20 protein-coding genes are annotated in these 20,517 nt (G+C 34.8%); 10 read left to right on the forward strand and 10 right to left on the reverse strand.

Features of this window, described 5'->3' with window-relative positions; genetic code table 11:
* Positions 1-3: 3 nt before the first annotated feature.
* The 3 genes from H7F21_RS12210 to H7F21_RS12220 all read right to left on the reverse strand — a co-directional run bounded on the left by H7F21_RS12210 (position 4) and on the right by H7F21_RS12220 (position 3,329).
* A complete protein-coding gene (locus H7F21_RS12210) occupies positions 4-1,731 on the reverse strand; it encodes a phospho-sugar mutase (RefSeq protein WP_185789571.1) in 1,728 nt (575 codons plus the stop codon).
* Positions 1,732-1,807: 76 nt separating this feature from the next.
* Entirely contained in the window at positions 1,808-2,758 is a 951-nt protein-coding gene (locus tag H7F21_RS12215; RefSeq protein ID WP_185789572.1) for a glycosyltransferase family 2 protein, read from the reverse strand.
* Between the two features lie 52 nt (positions 2,759-2,810).
* Positions 2,811-3,329: a DUF4199 domain-containing protein gene (locus H7F21_RS12220; protein ID WP_185789573.1), complete on the reverse strand. Its 519-nt coding sequence runs from the start codon at positions 3,327-3,329 to the stop codon at positions 2,811-2,813.
* A 160-nt stretch (positions 3,330-3,489) separates the two neighbouring features.
* Between H7F21_RS12220 and H7F21_RS12225 the strand changes: the two genes are divergently transcribed.
* The 3 genes from H7F21_RS12225 (at position 3,490) to H7F21_RS12235 (ending at position 5,982) form a co-directional block, all read left to right on the forward strand.
* Positions 3,490-3,741 (forward strand): type B 50S ribosomal protein L31, encoded by a 252-nt coding sequence (locus H7F21_RS12225; RefSeq protein ID WP_185789574.1) that lies wholly within the window; start codon positions 3,490-3,492, stop codon positions 3,739-3,741.
* Positions 3,742-3,888: 147 nt separating this feature from the next.
* Positions 3,889-5,064 carry a GlmU family protein gene (locus tag H7F21_RS12230; RefSeq protein ID WP_185789575.1) on the forward strand — a complete coding sequence of 392 codons (1,176 nt, stop codon included), beginning with the start codon at positions 3,889-3,891 and terminating at the stop codon, positions 5,062-5,064.
* 15 nt (positions 5,065-5,079) lie between these two features.
* Complete coding sequence (locus tag H7F21_RS12235; protein WP_185789576.1) at positions 5,080-5,982, forward strand: TolB-like translocation protein; 903 nt, start codon at positions 5,080-5,082, stop codon at positions 5,980-5,982.
* A 186-nt stretch (positions 5,983-6,168) separates the two neighbouring features.
* Here the strand turns inward: H7F21_RS12235 and H7F21_RS12240 are convergent, their stop codons facing one another.
* Positions 6,169-7,785, reverse strand: coding sequence for an ABC transporter substrate-binding protein (locus tag H7F21_RS12240; RefSeq protein ID WP_185789577.1), 1,617 nt, complete (start codon positions 7,783-7,785; stop codon positions 6,169-6,171).
* Between the two features lie 115 nt (positions 7,786-7,900).
* Between H7F21_RS12240 and mtaB the strand changes: the two genes are divergently transcribed.
* The gene (mtaB, locus tag H7F21_RS12245) at positions 7,901-9,229 is read left to right on the forward strand and encodes a tRNA (N(6)-L-threonylcarbamoyladenosine(37)-C(2))-methylthiotransferase MtaB (protein WP_185789578.1); all 1,329 of its coding nucleotides are present in this window, start codon (positions 7,901-7,903) and stop codon (positions 9,227-9,229) included.
* Positions 9,230-9,287: 58 nt separating this feature from the next.
* Here mtaB and H7F21_RS12250 read toward each other — a convergent pair whose 3' ends face one another.
* Entirely contained in the window at positions 9,288-9,584 is a 297-nt protein-coding gene (locus H7F21_RS12250; protein WP_185789579.1) for an N-acetyltransferase, read from the reverse strand.
* 208 nt (positions 9,585-9,792) lie between these two features.
* On the opposite strand from H7F21_RS12250, the gene H7F21_RS12255 reads away from it, so the two are divergent.
* From H7F21_RS12255 to cls, 3 genes are read left to right on the forward strand one after another with little or no spacing between them, the layout of a single operon-like run.
* Entirely contained in the window at positions 9,793-10,425 is a 633-nt protein-coding gene (locus tag H7F21_RS12255; protein ID WP_185789666.1) for an alpha/beta hydrolase, read from the forward strand.
* A gap of 48 nt (positions 10,426-10,473) precedes the next feature.
* Entirely contained in the window at positions 10,474-11,409 is a 936-nt protein-coding gene (locus H7F21_RS12260; RefSeq protein WP_185789580.1) for a lytic transglycosylase domain-containing protein, read from the forward strand.
* Between the two features lie 3 nt (positions 11,410-11,412).
* Positions 11,413-12,861, forward strand: coding sequence for a cardiolipin synthase (gene cls / locus H7F21_RS12265; RefSeq protein ID WP_185789581.1), 1,449 nt, complete (start codon positions 11,413-11,415; stop codon positions 12,859-12,861).
* A gap of 1 nt (position 12,862) precedes the next feature.
* On the opposite strand, the gene H7F21_RS12270 is transcribed toward cls, so the two are convergent.
* Complete coding sequence (locus H7F21_RS12270; RefSeq protein ID WP_185789582.1) at positions 12,863-13,441, reverse strand: tetratricopeptide repeat protein; 579 nt, start codon at positions 13,439-13,441, stop codon at positions 12,863-12,865.
* Positions 13,442-13,597: 156 nt separating this feature from the next.
* Here H7F21_RS12270 and rpmH point away from each other — a divergent pair, with 156 nt between their 5' ends.
* The 3 genes from rpmH to H7F21_RS12285 all read left to right on the forward strand — a co-directional run bounded on the left by rpmH (position 13,598) and on the right by H7F21_RS12285 (position 17,141).
* Positions 13,598-13,759: a 50S ribosomal protein L34 gene (gene rpmH, locus H7F21_RS12275; RefSeq protein ID WP_138434274.1), complete on the forward strand. Its 162-nt coding sequence runs from the start codon at positions 13,598-13,600 to the stop codon at positions 13,757-13,759.
* Positions 13,760-13,857: 98 nt separating this feature from the next.
* Positions 13,858-16,713 (forward strand): carbamoyl-phosphate synthase large subunit, encoded by a 2,856-nt coding sequence (carB, locus tag H7F21_RS12280; protein WP_185789583.1) that lies wholly within the window; start codon positions 13,858-13,860, stop codon positions 16,711-16,713.
* A gap of 77 nt (positions 16,714-16,790) precedes the next feature.
* Positions 16,791-17,141 carry a T9SS type A sorting domain-containing protein gene (locus H7F21_RS12285; protein WP_185789584.1) on the forward strand — a complete coding sequence of 117 codons (351 nt, stop codon included), beginning with the start codon at positions 16,791-16,793 and terminating at the stop codon, positions 17,139-17,141.
* Positions 17,142-17,155: 14 nt separating this feature from the next.
* Here H7F21_RS12285 and H7F21_RS12290 read toward each other — a convergent pair whose 3' ends face one another.
* The 4 genes from H7F21_RS12290 to H7F21_RS12305 form a co-directional block, all read right to left on the reverse strand.
* Positions 17,156-17,704, reverse strand: coding sequence for an acyl-CoA thioesterase (locus tag H7F21_RS12290; RefSeq protein ID WP_185789585.1), 549 nt, complete (start codon positions 17,702-17,704; stop codon positions 17,156-17,158).
* Entirely contained in the window at positions 17,697-18,413 is a 717-nt protein-coding gene (locus H7F21_RS12295) for a DUF3307 domain-containing protein (protein WP_185789586.1), read from the reverse strand. The genes H7F21_RS12290 and H7F21_RS12295 overlap by 8 nt, the downstream gene beginning before the upstream one ends.
* Positions 18,410-19,027, reverse strand: coding sequence for a transcriptional regulator (locus H7F21_RS12300; protein WP_185789587.1), 618 nt, complete (start codon positions 19,025-19,027; stop codon positions 18,410-18,412). Before H7F21_RS12300 ends, H7F21_RS12295 begins: the two co-directional genes overlap by 4 nt.
* Positions 19,028-19,128: 101 nt before the next feature.
* Entirely contained in the window at positions 19,129-20,451 is a 1,323-nt protein-coding gene (locus tag H7F21_RS12305) for a DNA recombination protein RmuC (protein WP_185789588.1), read from the reverse strand.
* Positions 20,452-20,517 lie beyond the last annotated feature (66 nt).

The following is a 20,517-nucleotide window of genomic DNA, read 5'->3' on the forward strand; positions in this document are numbered from 1 at the left end:
CAATTATAAATTCATATCCTTAAGGATATTGTCAATTCTGTTTTCCAACAACTGCTCCGTTTCTATAAAAGCAGACATATTGTCCAGTTTTGTATTGACACTGATGTAGAATTTTATTTTTGGTTCGGTACCACTTGGTCTTAAGGCGATTTTACTACCATCTTCGGTGTAGTAAATCAAAACGTTGGATTTAGGAATGTCAATCTGCTCTTCGGTACCTTTAACCATATCCTTTGCGATGGAAAGCTGATAATCTTCGATGCGCACAACTTTTGAGCCATTCACTTCTTCTAATGGATTTTTGCGAGCGTCAACCATCATTTGTTTGATTTCCTCAGCGCCTTCAATACCTTTTTTAGTGAGTGATATGAGACGTTCTTTGAAGAAACCATGTGTAACATAAAGGTCGATAAGTTTCTCATACAATGATTTGCCTTCAGCTTTGGCTTGTGCTGCAATTTCACATGCTAATAACGTAGATGTTACAGCATCCTTATCGCGCACAAAGTCACCAACCATAAAACCAAAGCTCTCCTCGCCACCACCAATAAAGTCTTGTTCTGGAAAATCCTTGATCATCTTGGCAATCCATTTAAAACCTGTAAGTCCAATTTTATATTCAACATTATAGGCATTTGCCAATACAGACATCATTGGTGTAGATACAATAGTGCTGGCTATAAATTGGTTACCACTAATTCTTCCTGTATTCTTCCATTGTTTTAAAAGAAAATCCGTCATCAAGAGCATGGTTTGGTTACCATTTAGAATGACTAGCTCGTTTTCTAGGTTTCTAACAACAACGCCCAATCTATCGCAATCAGGATCTGTTCCAATTACAATATCTCCATCTACTTTTTCCGCTAGCTTCATGGCCATTTTAAGCGCTTCTGGTTCTTCAGGATTTGGAGAAACAACTGTTGGGAAATCACCGTTTGGAACTTTTTGTTCGTTAACTATATTCACATTGGTATAACCCGCTCGTTGTAATGTTTCTGGAATGGACATGATGGATGTGCCATGTAACGACGTAAATACAATATTTAAGTTTTGTTTAGCTTCTGAGGAAGTATCAAAACTTCCATTTTTAATGGAGGCGTCAATAAATACATCATCAATATCTTTTCCTATGTATTGGATTAAATTCGAATTTGATTCAAACTTTATTTCAGAATAATCCAACTTATTTATTTCGGAAATTATCTCTCCATCTTGTGGTGGTACCAACTGACCACCATCTTGCCAGTATACTTTGTAGCCGTTGTATTCCGGTGGGTTATGTGAAGCTGTTAAAACTATGCCACAATGACAATCCAAATATTTTAAAGCAAAGGATAATTCTGGTGTAGGTCTTAAATCTTCAAACAAATAGACCTGAATACCATTTGCTGAAAACACATCTGCCACTACTTTACCAAAAGTATTGCTATTGTGCCTGCAATCGTAGGCAATGGCAACTTTTACTTGTTCATTGGGAAAAGATTCTTTTAGATAATTACTTAAACCTTGAGTATTTTTTCCAAGTGTATATTTATTGATTCTGTTGGTGCCTAAGCCCATGATGCCTCGCATACCACCAGTGCCAAATTCTAAATCTTTATAAAAGCTTTCTTCCAACCCTTTTGGGTCGGAGGCAATCATATGCTTTATTTCCTCTTGTGTGTCATTGTCGAATGCTGGTGTTAACCAAGAATTAACACGTTCTAAAATTTCAGGTTTAATGTAAATCATGCTTAAAAATTATGGTAATACAAAAGTAAACAATCTTTGATGTGCATTGAATTATCAAGAAGATAATTCTGTTTTCTTAGGATAAATTTACAGATTCTTTAATATAATAACGCTGCTCTTGACGTTTAGATCTTAATATAAGCTCACCTAAAAAGCCAGCGATAAAGAATTGAGAACCAATAATCATTGTTGAAAGTGCAATGTAAAACTGAGGTCTTTCTGTGATGAGACGACCAGTTGGGTTAAAAAATAATTTATCCAAGCCTAAGTAGAAAGCAAATCCAAATCCAATAATAAACATAATGACACCGAGTGCACCAAAGAGATGCATAGGTCGTTTGCCAAAACGCGAAATAAACCAGATAGTTATCAGGTCCAAGAAGCCATTAATAAAGCGGTTCATGCCAAATTTGGTTTTACCGTATTTACGAGCTTGGTGCTTTATCACTTTTTCTCCAATGTTGTTGAAACCAGCATTTTTAGCTAATACAGGAATATAGCGATGCATTTCGCCATAAACGTCGATATGTTTTACTACTTGATTTGAGTAAGCTTTTAGGCCGCAATTGAAATCATTTAACTTTACCTTTGACGTTCGTCGTGCCGCCCAATTGAAAAGTTTTGATGGTATATTCTTTGAAATGACTGAATCGTAACGTTTTTTCTTCCAACCAGAGACAAGGTCGTAACCTTGCTCGACAATCATCTTATAGAGTTCAGGAATTTCCTCAGGATTATCTTGTAAATCCGCATCCATTGTAATGACGACATCACCTTTAGCCTTTGCAAAACCAGCATGTAAAGCTTGAGATTTTCCAAAATTCTTTAAAAATTGTATCCCTTTAACGTTGGTATTTGTCTCTGAGAGCTTAGAGATAACATTCCAAGAATTATCAGTACTGCCATCATCAATAAAAAGAAGTTCGTAAGAAAACGAATTGGACTGCATCACTGATACAATCCAATCGTGTAGTTCTTTTAAAGAGTCTTCTTCGTTGAGTAGCGGTATTACTACTGATATGTTCATATGGATGTGGTCTAAATTCTTAGACTCCAAAAATAAAGAAATTATTTAAGCATTAGCTTGGATTACTTCTCATTACTAATCCACCAATTAAAGAATAGATTAATCCAAAAAATAAGCTCATAGCTATCCATCCTGCAGAAGCAGCTGCAGGACTTGAGAACATTTCCATCCATTCTAAACTTTGATCAATTTGTTCTTCAGTCATATTTGGGTTTTCAAGCATTTTGTCTTTTACCATTTCCATAGATTGAGCTGTAAACTCGGGATCAATAACATAATTGAAGATAAATATCCAGACGACGTATACCAGAGCACTAATTATGGCAATTGCTAATCCAACTTTCATTGCGTCTCCTATGCTCAATGTATTGGCATTATTTTTTTTATACTGACTAATGCCGTACATGATAATTATAGGAAACAGAATATAATAAATAAAAACCGGCCATTGTACACCTTCAAGTGCCATTCCGGTTACATACATTATCACAGATATACTTAACATTACCAGTCCTAATATTAGACCATAGTTGAGTGCAAATTTACCTGCGGTTGGTTTTTGATGTTCCATAATAAAATGAGTTTTTGTGGTTAATTGTTTAGTTAGTACTCAAATATAGTTAAATGTTACATGAATTAATAGAATAAAAAATATTAAAAAGATTGTACATTTATAAAAATTACTTAAATTTGCACCTCGAAAAAATCGAATTATTTTAAAGCATTTAGTGATGAAAGCAGGAATACATCCAGAAAATTATAGAGTAGTAGCATTCAAAGACATGTCTAATGACGACGTGTTTTTAACTAAATCTACTGCGGATACAAATGAAACTATTGAAGTTGATGGTGTTGAATATCCATTAGTAAAGTTGGAAATTTCTAGAACATCACATCCGTATTATACCGGTAAATCGAAATTGGTAGATACTGCCGGTCGTATTGATAAATTTAAGAACAAATACGCTAAGTTTAAGAAATAAGCTTAACGTTTAGATATTTTAAAAGCCTTTCCCTCAGAAGAAAGGCTTTTTTGTTTTCTGTATTTAAACTACTTTTGATATAGTAAAGCATATTGGAATCATAGAAGATGGATTTCCTAAAGCTGAGACATCAAACATCAATCTCTCATGAACTACATTTTATTTGACGGTCCTTATCGAAACAATTTATTACCTTTTACATTCACTAGACCTGTTGCGGACATTAGAGTTGGTATTTTAACGATCCGTCAGAAATGGGAGTCGTATTTAGAATATACCACAACTACGGTTACTGAAGATTACCTGTCTCATAAGTTTCCAATGGTTGAAATGGAGGAAAATATTATGATTAATGCTTCTTTTCTTCCAAATGGCGAAGTCGTAGAATTAGTTAAGAACTTGACCCATAATCAAGCTTTGTTTAAAGGGGAAGATGTTATTGCTTTTTTTGCAAAAGAGGGCGAGGAAGTCAATGATTTTTCAAAATTTGAAGCTGTAGAGTTCAACGGTGAAATTTTGAAGGTTGAACATACTTGGGACATTTTTTCGAAAAATGGTGAAGCGATTGAAGAAGACTTCAGGCTAATAACAAAAGATAGAAAATCAGAACCTATTCCGGTTACAGTAAATACAATACATCCTGAGAATATTTTTATAGAAAAAGGAGCCAAGCTAAATTTTGCAACATTGAACGCGAGTTCTGGTCCAATTTACATTGGTAGAGATGCAGAAATCATGGAAGGCTCTATTGTAAGGGGACCATTTGCCCTTTGTAATAATGCAACTTTAAAGTTGGCAAGTAAAATTTATGGGCCAACAACAGTGGGACCTCACAGTAAGGTTGGTGGTGAGGTTAATAATTCCGTGATTTTCGGTTATTCTAACAAAGGACATGATGGCTTTTTGGGTAATTCCGTTTTAGGCGAATGGTGTAACCTTGGAGCAGACACGAATAATAGTAATTTGAAAAATAATTATGCCGAGGTACGTCTTTGGGATTACCAAACAGGTGGATTTGCCAAAACAGGTCTGCAATTTTGTGGACTTATGATGGGAGACCATAGTAAATGCGGTATCAATACTATGTTTAATACTGGTACGGTTGTTGGTGTTAGTGCTAATATCTTTGGAAGTGGTTTTCCTAGAAACTTTGTCCCGAGTTTTTCTTGGGGAGGAAGTAAAGGCTTTGTCACTTATAAGACGACTAAAGCTTTTGAAGTGGCAGAAGTAGTTATGGCGAGACGAAAAGAAGCATTTACGGAAAAAGATAGAACGATTTTAGAACATATTTTTGAAGAAACAAAAAACTATAGACGAGAATAACTATTACTTATAATTATGAAGACCAAATTTACACTCCTACTTATTTTAACCTTAACCTATGGATTTTCACAAGGTGAAGACGTTTCCATTAAAAAACTTGAAATCAATAATAAACTAGATCATTTTGCAGCACGTGTTGTTGGTGACAAAGTCTTTCTTAGTTCTAATTTAACCAATAAAAGAGGTAAACCATTAAAAGATAAATTTTCGCAAAGTATTTATGGACTCTATGAAGGGGAATTAGATGGTAATGGCGAAATAAATAATGTTGAGCCAATTAAAATGATGGAAATAGGGACATTTAATATGTCTATAGCTACTTTTTCCAAGGATGGGAAATACATGTACTTTACATCTAATCACGATACAAAAGCCGAGAATAAAATCAAAGGCTATACTACTCGTAACCTTATTATTCAACGTGCAGAGTATAAAGAAGGTAGAGGCTGGGTTAATTTTACAACTTTGCCATTTTGTACTGCAGAGCATAATTTTGGGCATCCTGCTTTAAGCCCAGACGGTTCAACTTTGTATTTCTTTTCAGATTTTAAAGGCACAAAGGGGAAATCCGACCTGTTTAAAGTATCTGTTTCTGATCATAAGACCTATGGAGAAGTAGAGCGCTTAAGTGATTCTATAAACTCTCCACGCTCTGAAGGCTATCCTTTTATAAGTGCTGATAATAAGCTGTATTTTACGTCTAATCGACGAGGAGGCAAAGGCGGATTGGATATTTATGTCTATGATTTAGAATCTGATGATGAAGAACAAAAGCCAATTTGTTTGGATGATCCTATAAATACCATAGGTGATGATTTCTCTTTTTTCTTAAATGATGACTTAACTACTGGATATTTGTCATCTCGAAGAACACGCGGTGAAGGCGGCGATGATTTGTATTATTTTGAGAAGTTTTGAATTTAGTTGTTGGTAGGCTTGTTCGTTGAGGTTGATTATAATTTTGATAAGTTTATTTGCTGATTCGTTTAGAGGCTTAGTAGTTTCACTAATCACTAATCACTAATCACTAATCACTAATCACTAATCACTAATCACTAATCACTAATCACTAATCACTAATCACTAATCACTAATCACTAATCGCTAATCACTAATCACCTTTTTTACAGATTTAAGTTCCAGTAAATTAGTCGCATTAATGCCCAAGCCATTGACTTCTTTTCTAGTAAACCGAACAACTTCATCATAGAACATTGGAACAATAGGAGCAGAAGACATGACTAAAGAATCCATTTTGGTGTATAGCTGTTCTCGCTTAGAAATATCGGTTTCTAGATAAGCCGCTTCATACATTTTATCGAATGTTTCGTTTTTAAAATGTGTATAATTTGGACCATTTGGAGCAAAATTCTTGCTGTAAAATAACGATAGATAGTTCTCAGCATCAGGATAGTCGGCAACCCAACTGGCTCGAAAGAAGTCGAGTTGACCGTTAGCTTTGGCATCTTTTAAACTTGATGCAGGTATCACATCGACATTGACGTTGATTCCAATTTTTTGAATCTCACGTTGAATAAATTCACAAAAACTTAAGTAGTTACTGGTTGTTGTTAAAGTGACTTCAGGATTTTGAATACCTGTTTCAGATTTGAACTGAGCGACAAGTTGTTTCGCTTTTTCAGGCTGATAGCTAAAACCGATAGAATTATCGAAGCCTGGTAAGCCTTTCGGAATAAATCCACCCGATGCTGGAATCCCAATACCATTGCGTAAATAGGTCATCATTTTTGCACGATCGAAGCCTAAGTTTATGGCTTTTCTTAGTTGTAAAGCTTGCAGTTCTTCAATTTCAGTTTCCATAAAAAATGCTAGGTATTCAGTATTGAGATATGGACCACGAATCATATTGACATCATTAGCATAAAGTTCTCGTAACTTGCCATCAGTAGTTAAAATTTCATCTTTATAAGAGGCATCCAAACCGGAAACAAAATCAATATTACCTTGTGCAAACTGTAGAAATTCACTTTGTTTATCTGGAAGAAATGTTATAGCTACGGCTTCGAGATACGGAAGTTGTGTCCCATTATCATCTTTTTCAAAATAGAGATTATTTAGTCTGAAAACGAGCTTGATATTTTCTTCCCAACGCTTAAATTTAAAGGGTCCAGTCCCGATGGGATTCGATCTAAAATCATTGCCATAATACTCTACGATTTCTCTAGGAACTACTGAACAATACTTCATGGTTAAAAGCCCTAAAAATGCGGGGAAAGGCTGTTTTAACGTAATCTGAAATGTACTATCGTTTATGGCGGAAAAGCTTTCGACCTTTTTCAGTACCCAACTTCCCGGAGATGCAACGGACTCGTCATTTAAGCGATTAAAACTATACTCAAAATCGAACGCCTTTACGGTTCTGGTAGAATCGTTTCCGAAAAGTTTATGTTTATGAAAAAATACGTCCTTTCTTAGATTAAAGGTGTAGATTTTTGCACTGTCAGTTATTGTCCAGTTTTTAGCTATGCATGGTTTTACATTCAGTTGGTCATCCATTTGCACCAAACCGTTAAATAATTGGTGTGTAGCCCAAATATCAGCTAGATCCTTAGAAAATGCAGGATCTAGGGAACCAATATTTTTATGTTCATTATATCTAAAAACGAGATGATCTTTATCAGTACTTCTGTTAGAAACACAAGAACTTACTACTATTAATAGTATAATGGAATATAATAGGGGTTTTATGTGTTTTAGCATGTAACTAATATGTTGTAAATTTGCAGCCACAAAATTAAAAAGGCACTGTTTGGCTTTTAGTAAAGGCTAAAGGTAAATTTAAAAAGATACTGAAGCAAGTTCAGGATAGCAAAAAATGGAAACAAAAAAAGTCGCATTTTACACCTTAGGATGTAAGCTTAACTTCTCCGAAACTTCTACAATTGCAAGAGGTTTTAAAGACGAGGGTTTTGAACGTATAGACTTTAGTGAAAAGGCAGATATCTATGTGATAAATACGTGCTCTGTTACAGAAAATGCAGATAAGCGATTTAAAACCATTGTTAAGCAGACCCAAAAAGTGAATCCAGATGCCTTTGTAGCTGCTATTGGCTGTTATGCGCAATTAAAACCAGAAGAGCTGGCTGATGTAGATGGAGTAGACCTAGTTTTGGGTGCAACTGAAAAGTTTAAAATTACAGATTACCTGAATGACCTCACCAAGAACGACTTTGGCGAAATCCATTCGTGCGAGATTGAAGAGGCAGATTTCTATGTTGGAAGTTATTCTATTGGTGACAGAACCAGAGCTTTCCTAAAAGTACAAGATGGTTGCGACTATAAATGTACCTATTGTACGATTCCGCTAGCTAGAGGAATCTCTCGAAGTGACACTATGGATAATGTGCTTAAGAATGCTAAAGAGATATCGGCACAAGGTATTAAAGAGATCGTGTTAACAGGTGTCAATATTGGAGATTATGGCAAAGGAGAATTTGGCAATAAAAAACATGAGCATACTTTTTTAGATTTAGTTACAGAACTTGATAAAGTAGAAGGTATAGAGCGTCTTAGAATTTCTTCAATAGAACCTAATTTATTAAAGAATGAAACCATTGAGCTAGTTTCAAAATCCAGAGCTTTTGTGCCACATTTTCACGTGCCATTACAAAGTGGGAGTAATGATATTCTTAAGAAAATGAAACGTCGTTACATGAGGGAGTTGTATGTAGACCGTGTTTCAAAAATAAAAGAAGTTATGCCACATGCATGTATTGGTGTTGATGTTATTGTTGGTTTTCCTGGTGAGACTGAAGAACATTTTTTAGAAACGTATAATTTTTTAAATGAATTAGACATTTCTTATCTACATGTATTTACATACTCTGAGCGCGATAATACTGAAGCGGCCGAAATGGATGGTGCAGTGCCTAAGAATATTAGAGCAAAACGTAGTAAGATGTTACGAGGACTTTCTGTGAAGAAACGCCGGGCTTTTTACGAACAACAAATAGGGACAGAATGTACCGTTTTATTTGAGGGCGAAAACAAGGAAGGTTATATTCACGGATTCACTGAAAACTACGTCAAGATAAGAACACCGTGGAATCCAGAATTGGTGAACACATTACACAAGGTTAAGCTTGTAAAAATTGATGAAGATGGTTTGGTAAGATTAGAGTTTACCGAAGCTATAGTGGCATAAATAAAAAAAACCCGAAACTTTAATAGTTTCGGGTTTTTTTATATAATTCTGTTTCAATTTAGATTCGAATTCCAACTGGTAGCATACGTTTGTATTTCCTGTTGCTTCTTACGAATTTCGCAATTTCAGGACTAGTTGGAACCACGCTAATGTTACGTTCCTTAATATTATCAAATACCATAGCTAAAAACTCTTTTTCAAACCCGTCACTATTTATAGCATCTGGTATTACCATTTTAGTTAAGAATATTTTACGCTCTTGTAAGGAATACTCAATAACAGCCATCTCATTTTCAACCTTTAATTCGTATTGGCGCAGAAAGTCATTATCAATCAGTTCAGCAGTGTCAGTCATAATTTTCTTTGTTTTTAAGTTAGCGGTTGGCAAGTAGATACTATATTTTATATAGTTTTGCAGTGCAAAGGTACAAAAAATCGACGAGACTTTAAGGGCTTGGTTGTTAAAACCTTAAAATTTAGGGCTTTATGTTTAAACATTTTGTTCTAGAAAGAACTATAAATTGACAAAATTGAATAACTCAAATCTTACACATGTGTATTTGATGCCAGGAATGGCAGCAAACCCATCTATATTTGAATATATAAGGTTACCAGAGGAGCGTTATGAAATTCATTGGTTGGAATGGCAAATGCCCGAAAAGAATGAAACTATTGAAGTATACGCCAAGCGCATGTGCCAATTTATAGAGTTTGATAATGCCGTTTTATTAGGGGTTTCTTTTGGTGGTATGCTGGTCCAAGAAATGAGTAAATATTTAAAGTTGAAAAAACTCTTTGTGGTATCCAGCGTCAAATCCCATCACGAATTACCCAAGCGCTTGAAACTTCTTAAGATCACTAAAGCTTACAAAATATTGCCTACACAATTGGTTGGTAATATTGATCTTCTCGCTAAATATGCTTTTGGAGAAACGATTAAAAAGCGTGTAGACCTCTATAAAAAGTATCTTTCTGTTAGTGATAAAGTATATTTGGATTGGGCAATTAAGCAGGTAGTTTGCTGGTCTCAAGAGGAGCCAAACCCCAAAGCTATTTATATACATGGTGATAAAGACATCGTTTTCCCACATTCTTGTGGCGGAAATTGCATTGTGATAAAGGGGGGATCCCACATAATGATTATCAATAAATACAAGTGGTTTAATGAAAATTTGCCCAAACTTATTGAAGACTAAATTTGTAGAATTCAATAGTTTTTTTACATTGTAACAAATTATTATGCCATGCAAATCTTAAAAAATGTTTTAGCCGCTGTCGGATTGGTCTGTATTTCAGGTCTATTTATCTTCTCAATGCAGAAAGCACCATCCGATGAAACTATAGGAAAAGAAACACCTATCATCAACGATTATAACGTCTATGCGTTAGAAATGCCAGAGAATCTCAACTTCGCTGGTGAAGCAGTACCTATTGAGAATCCAGACATCTACGAGCGCATGGATAGAGAACTTTTAGTAAACACGTACTGGCAATCCAATGGATTGCTAATGTTTAAGCGTGCGCAAAAGTATTTTCCAATTATCGAGCCTATCTTAGAAAAGAATGGAGTTCCAGATGACTTTAAGTATTTGGCTGTCATAGAAAGTGGATTGACAAATGCTGTATCTCCTGCAGGAGCTAGAGGATTCTGGCAGATTATGAAAGCTACAGGAAGAGAAAATGGACTTGAAGTTAATGATAATGTAGACGAACGCTACAATCTAGAATTGGCAACAGAAGTAGCTTGTAAATACTTGAAAAAGGCTAAAGAACGATTAGGGTCTTGGACTTTGGCTGCTGCTGCCTATAATGCAGGTAATGCAGGAATTTCCAGACGTCTAAAGGAACAGAAAGTTAATGATTATTATGATTTGTTATTGGGAGAAGAAACGGGTCGTTATATGTTTAGAATTGTGGCTTTAAAGGAAATCTTAAATAATCCTTCAAAATATGGCTTCAATTTTAACCAAAGTGATTTGTACTCTTTCGTTCCAACTTATAAAGTTGAGGTGGATTCAGCTGTGACCAATTTTGCTGGATTTGCGAAGCGATTTGGTATTAATTATAAAATATTGAAACTGCATAATCCTTGGTTAAGAGAGCGACATTTAAATAATAAATCAAAGAAATCATACATTATAGAAATTCCTAAGGAAGGCTACTACAAAACCAATCCTTAGGTTTTGGATTTTATTAGGAATTACATATGGGAAATATTGATTGGGCTAAACTATGTTTTAGCCCTTTCTGCTGTTATCACAATTCTTCTTAAAAAGCTTAACCCTACAAAGACTCTAAGTTATATTATTGGCTTATTAGTATTTCCATTTGTGGGACTCATAGTTTATTATCTTTTTGGTCAGGAATATCGGAAGTCTAAGATTTTTAGCAGAAAGAATGTACTCAATCAATCCGTAGTAAAAAAGATACAAGAGCAACTGGAGTTAGATTCACCTGAAATAGATAAGGTTGATAATCTATTAGACGAAAAGTCGAAACTCATTCCACTATTATATAATAGTTTAAAGTCCAAATTAACAATAAATAATGAAGTCAAACTTATAAAAGATGGTGATTTTAAATTTGAATTACTTCTTGAGGATATAAAGAACGCCAAACATCATATTCATATGGAGTATTTCATTATTAAGGATGATAAAATTGGCACTAAACTATTGAAGCTTTTGTGTGATAGGGCTCAGGATGGTGTGGAAGTTAGAATTATTATTGATGATGTTGGAAGTTCCATCTCTTCTAGAATGAAACGACAGCTCAAGGATGCTGGTGTAGAGATGTTTTCTTTCATGCCGGTATTGTTCTCAAAATTCACAGGTAAGATGAATTATCGGGACCATCGCAAAATAATAGTTATTGATGGAACAATAGGTTATGTAGGAGGTATTAATATATCAGATAGTTATGTCAATGCCAATAATGATCGTTATTGGAGGGATACACATATTAGGATATTAGGAGAAGGGGTTAAGCCATTACAAATCTTATTCTTTACAAGTTGGGATTTCGCTAGTGAGGAAGAATTAAATATTTCAGGAGTATATTTTCCTGAACACGGTTGTAAGGCAAAAACACCTTTACAAATCGCAGCTAGTGGTCCTGATACGGATTGGTCTAACATTATGGAGGCGATTTTTGTAGCGATAACCAATGCAGAAACTTCTATTTATATTACTACACCATATTTTATTCCCAACGATGAGATCATAACTGCATTGCAAGTTGCGGCGAGGAGTAATTTGGATGTCAAGGTAATTGTACCCAAGGACTCAGATTCTTGGGTAGCAGAATATGCAACTAATTCCTATCTAGAACAATTACTTGAAGCAGGAGTTGAGGTCTATCAATATACTAAAGGTTTTGTACATGCAAAAACTATGGTCGTTGATAATGTTTTTGGTACAGTGGGAACGGCTAATCTTGACTACAGGAGCTTTAATATTAATTTTGAAGTCAACGCTCTTGTATATGATAGGAATTTTAGTAAAGAACTCACAGCATTGTTTAATAAAGACTTAGAAGATTCCAAAAAAATAGAGTATGAAAAATGGAAAAATCGAGCCAAGACCACTAAGTTTATTGAGGCCATAGCTAGGTTAGCGGCTCCTCTACTTTAAATTAGCGTCTACTTCTGCGGTTCTGTCTTGCAGAAGTTGGTTGGCCATAATGTTGCTTAGGTATCGAAGCCTTTTTCATTTGTTGCTTCATCATTTTAATTTGGTCGGCCAGCATATCACGCTTATCTAACTTTTCAGCCTCAGATAATAACTTTTGGGCTTCCTGCTTACGTCGCTTGGAAAAAGCGATACCTGCTAAATTCAATTTCGCCATGGCCAAATCATGATCCATGGACAAACCAAGGGTGATGGCTTTCTTAAAATATTTTTCGGCCTCATTCATATTTGTTTGCGATACCATGATGCCGTTCAGGTAATTAAGATAACCTTGTTGCTTTTTTACAAGTGCGCCCTCCGGGTTTTTAATTTTATCGAGCCACCTTTTTGCTCCATCGAAGTCTTGTTTACGTAATTTTAAAAACGCCAATAGAATCAATTCATTCTTAAAATAAAGGAAAATAAAAATTAAAGAGAGTAGGATTAGCATAATGCCATTGCCAATTTGCCCATCTACAAACATGTAGACAGCGTAGCCAATAATTAGGGTAGATATAACTAGTTTTATATTTTTATTGAACATTGTTCTTTTTATTTTTTGAAGTGAGCAAAGGTAATAAAAACTAATAGAAATATTTTTATTTAGGTTCTTGCTAAAGTAAAAACTTGTTGTATATTTGCACGCAGTTTTGAGAATACTCAATTAGAAAAGTATAAAAGATTTTAAAAATATAGGACAATGCCAAAAAGAACGTTTCAACCGTCAAAAAGAAAGAGAAGAAACAAACACGGTTTCAGGGAAAGAATGGCTTCTGTTAACGGAAGAAAAGTTTTAGCACGTAGAAGAGCTAAAGGAAGAAAGAAATTGTCTGTGTCTTCAGAATTAAGACATAAAAAATAATGATTAACAATTGTTAATATTTTAAAGGTGTTACTTAGGTGTAGCACCTTTTTTTATATCCTATTGATAACTATTTTTGCAAACCAAAAGATAATCCCATGCCAAAAAACAAAAACATTAAGTCCATTTTACTTATCGGTTCAGGTCCAATTATTATAGGTCAAGCCTGTGAATTTGATTATTCTGGTTCACAAGCGTTAAGATCATTAAGAGAAGATGGAATAGAGACCATTCTTATCAATTCCAATCCAGCTACGATAATGACGGATCCAACAATGGCGGATCACGTTTACCTATTGCCGCTAACAACAAAGTCGATAGTTAAAATTTTAAAAGAACACCCTCAAATTGATGCTGTATTACCAACCATGGGTGGACAGACAGCATTAAACCTTTGTATAGAAGCTGATGAAAAAGGAATTTGGGACGATTTCAATGTAGAAATTATTGGTGTAGATATTGATGCAATTAATATTACAGAAGATAGAGAGCAGTTTAGGGATTTAATGACTAAAATCGGTGTTGGCATGGCACCACAAGAAACGGCTACATCTTTTTTAAGAGGAAAAGAGATTGCTCAAGAATTCGGATTTCCTTTATGCATCAGAGCCTCTTTTACTTTAGGAGGCGCAGGAGCTTCCATCGTATATGATGAAAAGGAGTTTGATGAATCCTTAACTAGAGGATTAGAGATTTCTCCTATTCATGAGGTAATGATTGATAAAGCATTATTGGGTTGGAAGGAATATGAGCTTGAGTTGTTACGCGATAAAAATGACAATGTTGTAATTATTTGTACAATAGAGAACATGGATCCAATGGGTATTCACACCGGTGATTCCATTACTGTTGCACCAGCAATGACCTTATCCGACAAGACCTTTCAAAAAATGCGTGATATGGCAATTCATATGATGCGTAGTATTGGTGATTTTGCAGGAGGTTGTAATGTACAGTTTGCAGTAAGTCCAGACGAAGAAGAAGATATAATAGCCATTGAGATTAATCCTCGAGTATCGCGCTCGTCGGCTTTAGCAAGTAAGGCAACAGGTTATCCAATTGCTAAAATTGCGGCCAAATTGGCTTTAGGCTATACGCTTGATGAATTAAATAACCAGATTACGAAATCAACCTCTGCTTTATTCGAACCTACATTAGACTATGTTATTGTGAAGATTCCACGTTGGAATTTTGACAAGTTCGAAGGTTCTGACAGAACCTTAGGTCTTCAAATGAAAGCGGTAGGTGAAGTTATGGCTATTGGACGCTCATTCCAAGAGGCCTTGCACAAGGCAACCCAATCCCTTGAGATTAAGAGAAATGGTCTAGGTGCAGACGGCAAGGGTTATAAAGACTATGACACCATAATCAATAAGCTTAAATATGCGAGTTGGGATCGTGTTTTTGCCATATATGACGCTATAGAAATAGGAATTCCTTTGAGCCGAATCTTCGAAATTACCAAAATAGACATGTGGTTTTTGAAACAATACGAAGAGTTATTTCAATTACATAAAGAAATTTCTACTTATAAAATTGACACAATAGAAAGGGAATTAATGCTTGAGGCGAAGCAAAAAGGTTATGGTGATAGACAGATCGCACATATGCTTGGCTGTTTGGAAAGTCAAGTGTATAATAAAAGACGAGAGCTAAATATAAACCGCGTTTATAAGTTAGTAGATACCTGTGCGGCTGAATTTAAAGCACAGACTCCATACTACTATTCAACTTTCGAAAGTGAAGTAGAAACTGCAGATGGAAACGTCTTTGTGGATAATGAAAGTGTTGTTACTGATAAAAAGAAAGTTATCGTATTAGGTTCTGGCCCAAACCGCATTGGTCAAGGTATCGAGTTTGATTATTGTTGTGTTCACGGTGTTTTGGCGGCGTCAGAATGTGGTTATGAGACGATTATGATCAACTGTAACCCAGAGACAGTTTCTACAGATTTTGATATTGCAGATAAGCTCTATTTCGAACCTGTATTTTGGGAGCATATTTATGATATTATTGAGCATGAAAAACCAGAAGGTGTGATTGTTCAACTTGGTGGGCAAACCGCATTAAAGCTCTCAGAAAAGTTAGAACGTCATGGTGTTAAAATTATGGGCACGAGCTTTAAGTCTTTAGATTTAGCTGAAGATAGAGGAAGTTTCTCTACCTTATTGAAAGAAAATAATATTCCTTATCCTGAGTTTGATACTGCAGAGACTGCAGATGAAGCCCTTGCTATTGCAGATCACTTAGACTTCCCAATCTTAGTAAGACCATCTTATGTACTTGGAGGTCAAGGTATGAAAATTGTGATTAATAGACAGGAACTCGAGGAGCATGTTATAGACTTGCTAAAATCGATTCCAGGAAATAAATTATTGTTGGACCATTACTTAGATGGTGCTATTGAAGCAGAAGCAGATGCTATCTGTGATGCAGATGGAAATGTATACATCATTGGTATTATGGAGCATATTGAGCCTTGCGGAATACACTCAGGCGATAGTAATGCGACTTTACCAGCTTTCAATCTTGGTGATTTGGTAATGCAACAGATAATTGACCATACGCATACTATCGCTAGAGCATTAAATACCGTTGGTTTAATTAATATTCAATTTGCTATAAAAGACGATACAGTTTATATCATTGAGGCAAATCCTAGAGCATCTCGTACTGTACCTTTTATCGCAAAAGCCTACAAGGAACCTTATGTTAACTATGCTACAAAAGTGATGTTAGGAAAGAATAAGGTAACGGATTTCGATTTTAACCCTCAATTGGAAGGTTATGCCATTAAGCAACCTGTATTCTCATTCAATAAATTTCCGAATGTAAATAAGAAACTTGGACCAGAAATGAAGAGTACTGGAGAAAGTATTTTGTTCATTGAAAGCCTAAAGGATGATGAGTTTTACGATTTGTATTCAAGACGAAAAATGTATTTGAGTAAGTAGTTTGTGGCACAGTTTTCGATGAAGTGTTAAGTGAATTGATTAATAATTAGTAACTTAGTATTCTAAAGCCCTTATCTATGAGATTAAAATTACTCTTTTTAATGACTATGGTGGCATCCTTATCTTTTGCTGTAACTCTTACTGAGGATTTCGGTTTTAGTTTTAGCAAGGAAGACGTTTTGCTGACCCAAGATAAAGATTTTACCATTTCTCCCAATCCAGGTAAAGATAAGCTGAATATAAAGTTGCCTTCATCAATTGCTGATACGAATATTGAAGTTTTTGATGTATTAGGTAAACGTGTTTATAAAGGCGTTATAACACAGTTGGAATCTTCAATAAATGTATCTAATTGGAAAAGTGGCGTGTATTTGGTCAAGGTTTCTGATGGTAAAAGTACGCAGACCAAACGCTTTATTAAGCAATAAGTTAGGATATATAATTAATAGTTTTCTGGTAATTCTACCTTAACACGATAGCCTTCAAGTTCCTTTAAGTAGTTTTGTAATGAAAAGCTAGTGCTGTTGAATTCTGATTGACGTTGTCGTTTTGTTTTAATTCTTTTCAAGGCTTTAAGAAAGCGTTTCACTTCGGTTTTATCATTTAGTATCAGTCCAGGTACTTCTGTTGCTCTTCCGTTGTCATTTTTGGCTACCATGGTAAAGTATGATGAATTGCAATGTTTTTTATCACCGTTTTGAATATTCTCGGATTCTACCCTAATGCCAACAACCATTGAGGACTTACCAACATAATTTACAGAAGCTTTCATGGTAACAAGTTCGCCCACTTCAATAGGGCTAATAAAATCCACGGTATCTACTGATGCAGTAACACAGTAACTTCCAGAGTGTTTAGAAGCACAGGCAAAAGCAATTTGATCCATTAAATTAAGAATATAACCGCCATGAATTTTACCACCAAAATTAGCATTGGATGGCAACATCAGTTGTGAGATTTGAATCCTCGAAGCGTCAATGGTCTTATACATAATTATTAAGTTTTAAATAAATCAAGCTTACTACAATAGCAATTCCGAAGCTAATAAGCGTCCCTATTAATATGTATTCTGTAAGTTTTCTTTCTTTTGTTGAGGTTAAATCACCGAATCTAAAAACTGATTTGGCAGTGATTAAAAACCCAACAGCTTCCCAGTGACCAACGACTATAAAAATAAATACTAAAAGGCGCTCTAAGATACCAATATATTTTCCAGCGTCCTTAAGGGATTCATTATTCTTGGTGAGCTTGGAAATATCCCATTTGGAGAATATAATCTTCATTATTATCGATGTAGGCGACGTTAAGAAACTTGCACAAATAATGAGAAAGAGAAATTGTGCACTTAAAGTTAAAGTAAATTCATAGTCACCTATGTAAAATAGCACACTCAAGGCAAGAATTGTTATAAGATGTAATATTTGATCAATAAAAAAGAATAACCGTTTTGTTTTTTTCTTTTGAAGCATAAGTTTTAAAGCATCTATTATAAAATGTACAGCACCAATAGATAGTATTAAAGGTGTGTAGGATAAATCCCATAAGATGACAAACAGTAATACAATATGAATGGCGATATGTGCGTACAACCAAACAGATTTGAGCTTCTTTTTTTCTTTATCCTTGACCCATTTTTGAGGTTGTAAAAAGAAATCACCTATGAGATGAGCGAGAATAAGTTTTAATATTAATACAATCATGATATTAATTTTTCCAATTTTAATCTAAACATTAAGTCAAGTTCAAAAAGTTTATCAAGATGTGCTCTTTTGGCCCTTTTGCTAACAGCATCTTGACTTATATTAATGAGTTTTGCTAACTCTTCTTGTGTGCTTTTTGGGTATTCATAAGATAGCTTGGCGACTTCTGCAGAATTTGGTGTCCAGTTATCCATAGCTATTGACGCTAGCTTAAAGTAAAGATTCATTTCTTTGTCGAAATCAGAATACTTTGATTTAATCATTAAGTTGGCTTTCTCTTTTTTTAAGTTTTCTAGTGTATTTCCTGAAAATTGAAAAGCTTCTCCATTTGATTCTGCAATTGTTTTACCCTCGAAGGTTTTATTACCCACACCAATAGCTATGCGAACGTCTAGATTCTTTATTACTTTAATACATGCTTTGAGATATAAGCTTATGATAAAGCTTTCTTGGATATTTCTAACTTCAATTTGAAAACTATCTCCACGATATATTTCCCAATATTTTCTATCAACGCCAGTTTTAATCAAGGATTCTTTTAAAGGAACTAACCATACTTCTGGACTTTTGAATTGTCCTGAATTAATAATATCTCCAGTTATAACACTTGTCATAATACATGAATTTAATTCAAATATATGCCTTAAAAATGGAATAAACTAATATATGCCTTAAAAATGGAATATTTTATATTATGCCTTATCTATAGAATACCTTAATTATCGTCTTCAGACGCGCGCTTTATGATACTCTCTGGTAGTGACTTTTTAGCTTTGGCACCCATTTTTTTGATACTCTCAACTCTACTGATGAGATTACCTTTACCTTCGACCAACTTATTCATAGCTGCAGAATAATCATTTTTGGCGGCATCTATCTTTTTTCCAACACCTGTTAAATCAGAGACTAAGCCTTCAAATTTGTCATAAAGTGCACCAGCTTGTCTGGCAATCTCAATGGCGTTTTGTTGCTGTTTTTCGTTATTCCACATACTATCAATAGTCCGAAGCGTAGCCAAAAGGGTAGAAGGTGTCACGATCACAATATTTTGCTCAAACGCTTTATTGTATAGCGTATTATCTTCGTTTATGGCAACTGCAAAGGCAGGTTCTATAGGAATAAACATTAATACAAAATCAGGAGATTCGATATCATATAAATCTTGATAGTTTTTTGCTGAAAGCTGATCGACATGTTTTTTGATAGAGTTAACATGAGCTTTTAAATGAATAATGCGTTCTTCTTCATCTGCATTGACCAAACGTTCGTAATCGGTTAACGAAACTTTGGAATCAATAATCATTTTCTTTGAATCTGGAAGGTGAAGAACTACATCTGGCATAACGCGAGAGCCATCTTCTAACTGAAAACTTTGCTGAACAAAATATTCCCTATCTTTCTCTAGGCCTGATTTTTCTAAAACACGCTCTAAAACCAATTCGCCCCAATTCCCTTGGGTTTTACTATCGCCTTTAAGAGCTTTGGTTAGGTTGGTAGCTTCCTTGGCCATTTGTTGATTAAGATCTTTAAGCCCAAGTAATTGCTCTTTTAATGCAGAATGCATGCTAATGCTTTCTTTCTGAGTATCCTCAACTTTCTTTTCGAAAGTTTTTATCTTTTCTTCAAGTGGGTTCAGAATGCTTTTGATGTTCTCTTTATTCTGAAGTGTGAATTTTTCTGACTTCTCATCCAAGATTTTTGAAGCCATCAACTCAAAATCTTTTCTAAGTTGTTCCTGTTGTTTGGCTAGTTCCTCATCTCTTTTTAAGTTCTGTTCCTGTAGATTTTCATACTCCGTATTTTTTCTAGATAATTCAGAATTTAAAAACTCTTTTTCCCGACGAATCTCTTCACGCTCTGATTCAATTTTGGAAATATTTTGTTTTAAGTCATCTATGGTTAAGCCCAATTGGTTTTGACGTTCTTCCAAAGTACTTTGTTCACTTTTACTTTTCAACTTTGTAAAAAGCATACCTAGATAGGCACCAATAACAGCAGAAACAACAATAGCAATTAACAGAATAAGAGTTTCGTTCATAAATCAAAAGAGAAATTTACCAAAGATAATTGATTTGTCATTCAGAGCGAAGCGAAGAATCTATAT

The organism is Winogradskyella flava (assembly GCF_014243395.1).
In the GTDB taxonomy this organism is placed as follows: Bacteria; Bacteroidota; Bacteroidia; order Flavobacteriales; family Flavobacteriaceae; genus Winogradskyella; species Winogradskyella flava.

Coding starts and splice junctions, on each gene's coding strand:
- H7F21_RS12270 (WP_185789582.1), bottom strand. CDS start 13,441: ATGTTCAATAAAAATATAAAACTAGTTATATCTACCCTAATTATTGGC.
- H7F21_RS12260 (WP_185789580.1), top strand. CDS start 10,474: ATGCAAATCTTAAAAAATGTTTTAGCCGCTGTCGGATTGGTCTGTATT.
- H7F21_RS12210 (WP_185789571.1), bottom strand. CDS start 1,731: ATGATTTACATTAAACCTGAAATTTTAGAACGTGTTAATTCTTGGTTA.
- mtaB (WP_185789578.1), top strand. CDS start 7,901: ATGGAAACAAAAAAAGTCGCATTTTACACCTTAGGATGTAAGCTTAAC.
- rpmH (WP_138434274.1), top strand. CDS start 13,598: ATGCCAAAAAGAACGTTTCAACCGTCAAAAAGAAAGAGAAGAAACAAA.
- H7F21_RS12290 (WP_185789585.1), bottom strand. CDS start 17,704: ATGTATAAGACCATTGACGCTTCGAGGATTCAAATCTCACAACTGATG.
- H7F21_RS12255 (WP_185789666.1), top strand. CDS start 9,793: ATGCCAGGAATGGCAGCAAACCCATCTATATTTGAATATATAAGGTTA.
- H7F21_RS12300 (WP_185789587.1), bottom strand. CDS start 19,027: ATGACAAGTGTTATAACTGGAGATATTATTAATTCAGGACAATTCAAA.
- H7F21_RS12215 (WP_185789572.1), bottom strand. CDS start 2,758: ATGAACATATCAGTAGTAATACCGCTACTCAACGAAGAAGACTCTTTA.
- carB (WP_185789583.1), top strand. CDS start 13,858: ATGCCAAAAAACAAAAACATTAAGTCCATTTTACTTATCGGTTCAGGT.
- H7F21_RS12285 (WP_185789584.1), top strand. CDS start 16,791: ATGAGATTAAAATTACTCTTTTTAATGACTATGGTGGCATCCTTATCT.
- H7F21_RS12295 (WP_185789586.1), bottom strand. CDS start 18,413: ATGATTGTATTAATATTAAAACTTATTCTCGCTCATCTCATAGGTGAT.
- H7F21_RS12220 (WP_185789573.1), bottom strand. CDS start 3,329: ATGGAACATCAAAAACCAACCGCAGGTAAATTTGCACTCAACTATGGT.
- H7F21_RS12225 (WP_185789574.1), top strand. CDS start 3,490: ATGAAAGCAGGAATACATCCAGAAAATTATAGAGTAGTAGCATTCAAA.
- H7F21_RS12235 (WP_185789576.1), top strand. CDS start 5,080: ATGAAGACCAAATTTACACTCCTACTTATTTTAACCTTAACCTATGGA.
- H7F21_RS12230 (WP_185789575.1), top strand. CDS start 3,889: ATGAACTACATTTTATTTGACGGTCCTTATCGAAACAATTTATTACCT.
- H7F21_RS12305 (WP_185789588.1), bottom strand. CDS start 20,451: ATGAACGAAACTCTTATTCTGTTAATTGCTATTGTTGTTTCTGCTGTT.
- H7F21_RS12240 (WP_185789577.1), bottom strand. CDS start 7,785: ATGCTAAAACACATAAAACCCCTATTATATTCCATTATACTATTAATA.
- H7F21_RS12250 (WP_185789579.1), bottom strand. CDS start 9,584: ATGACTGACACTGCTGAACTGATTGATAATGACTTTCTGCGCCAATAC.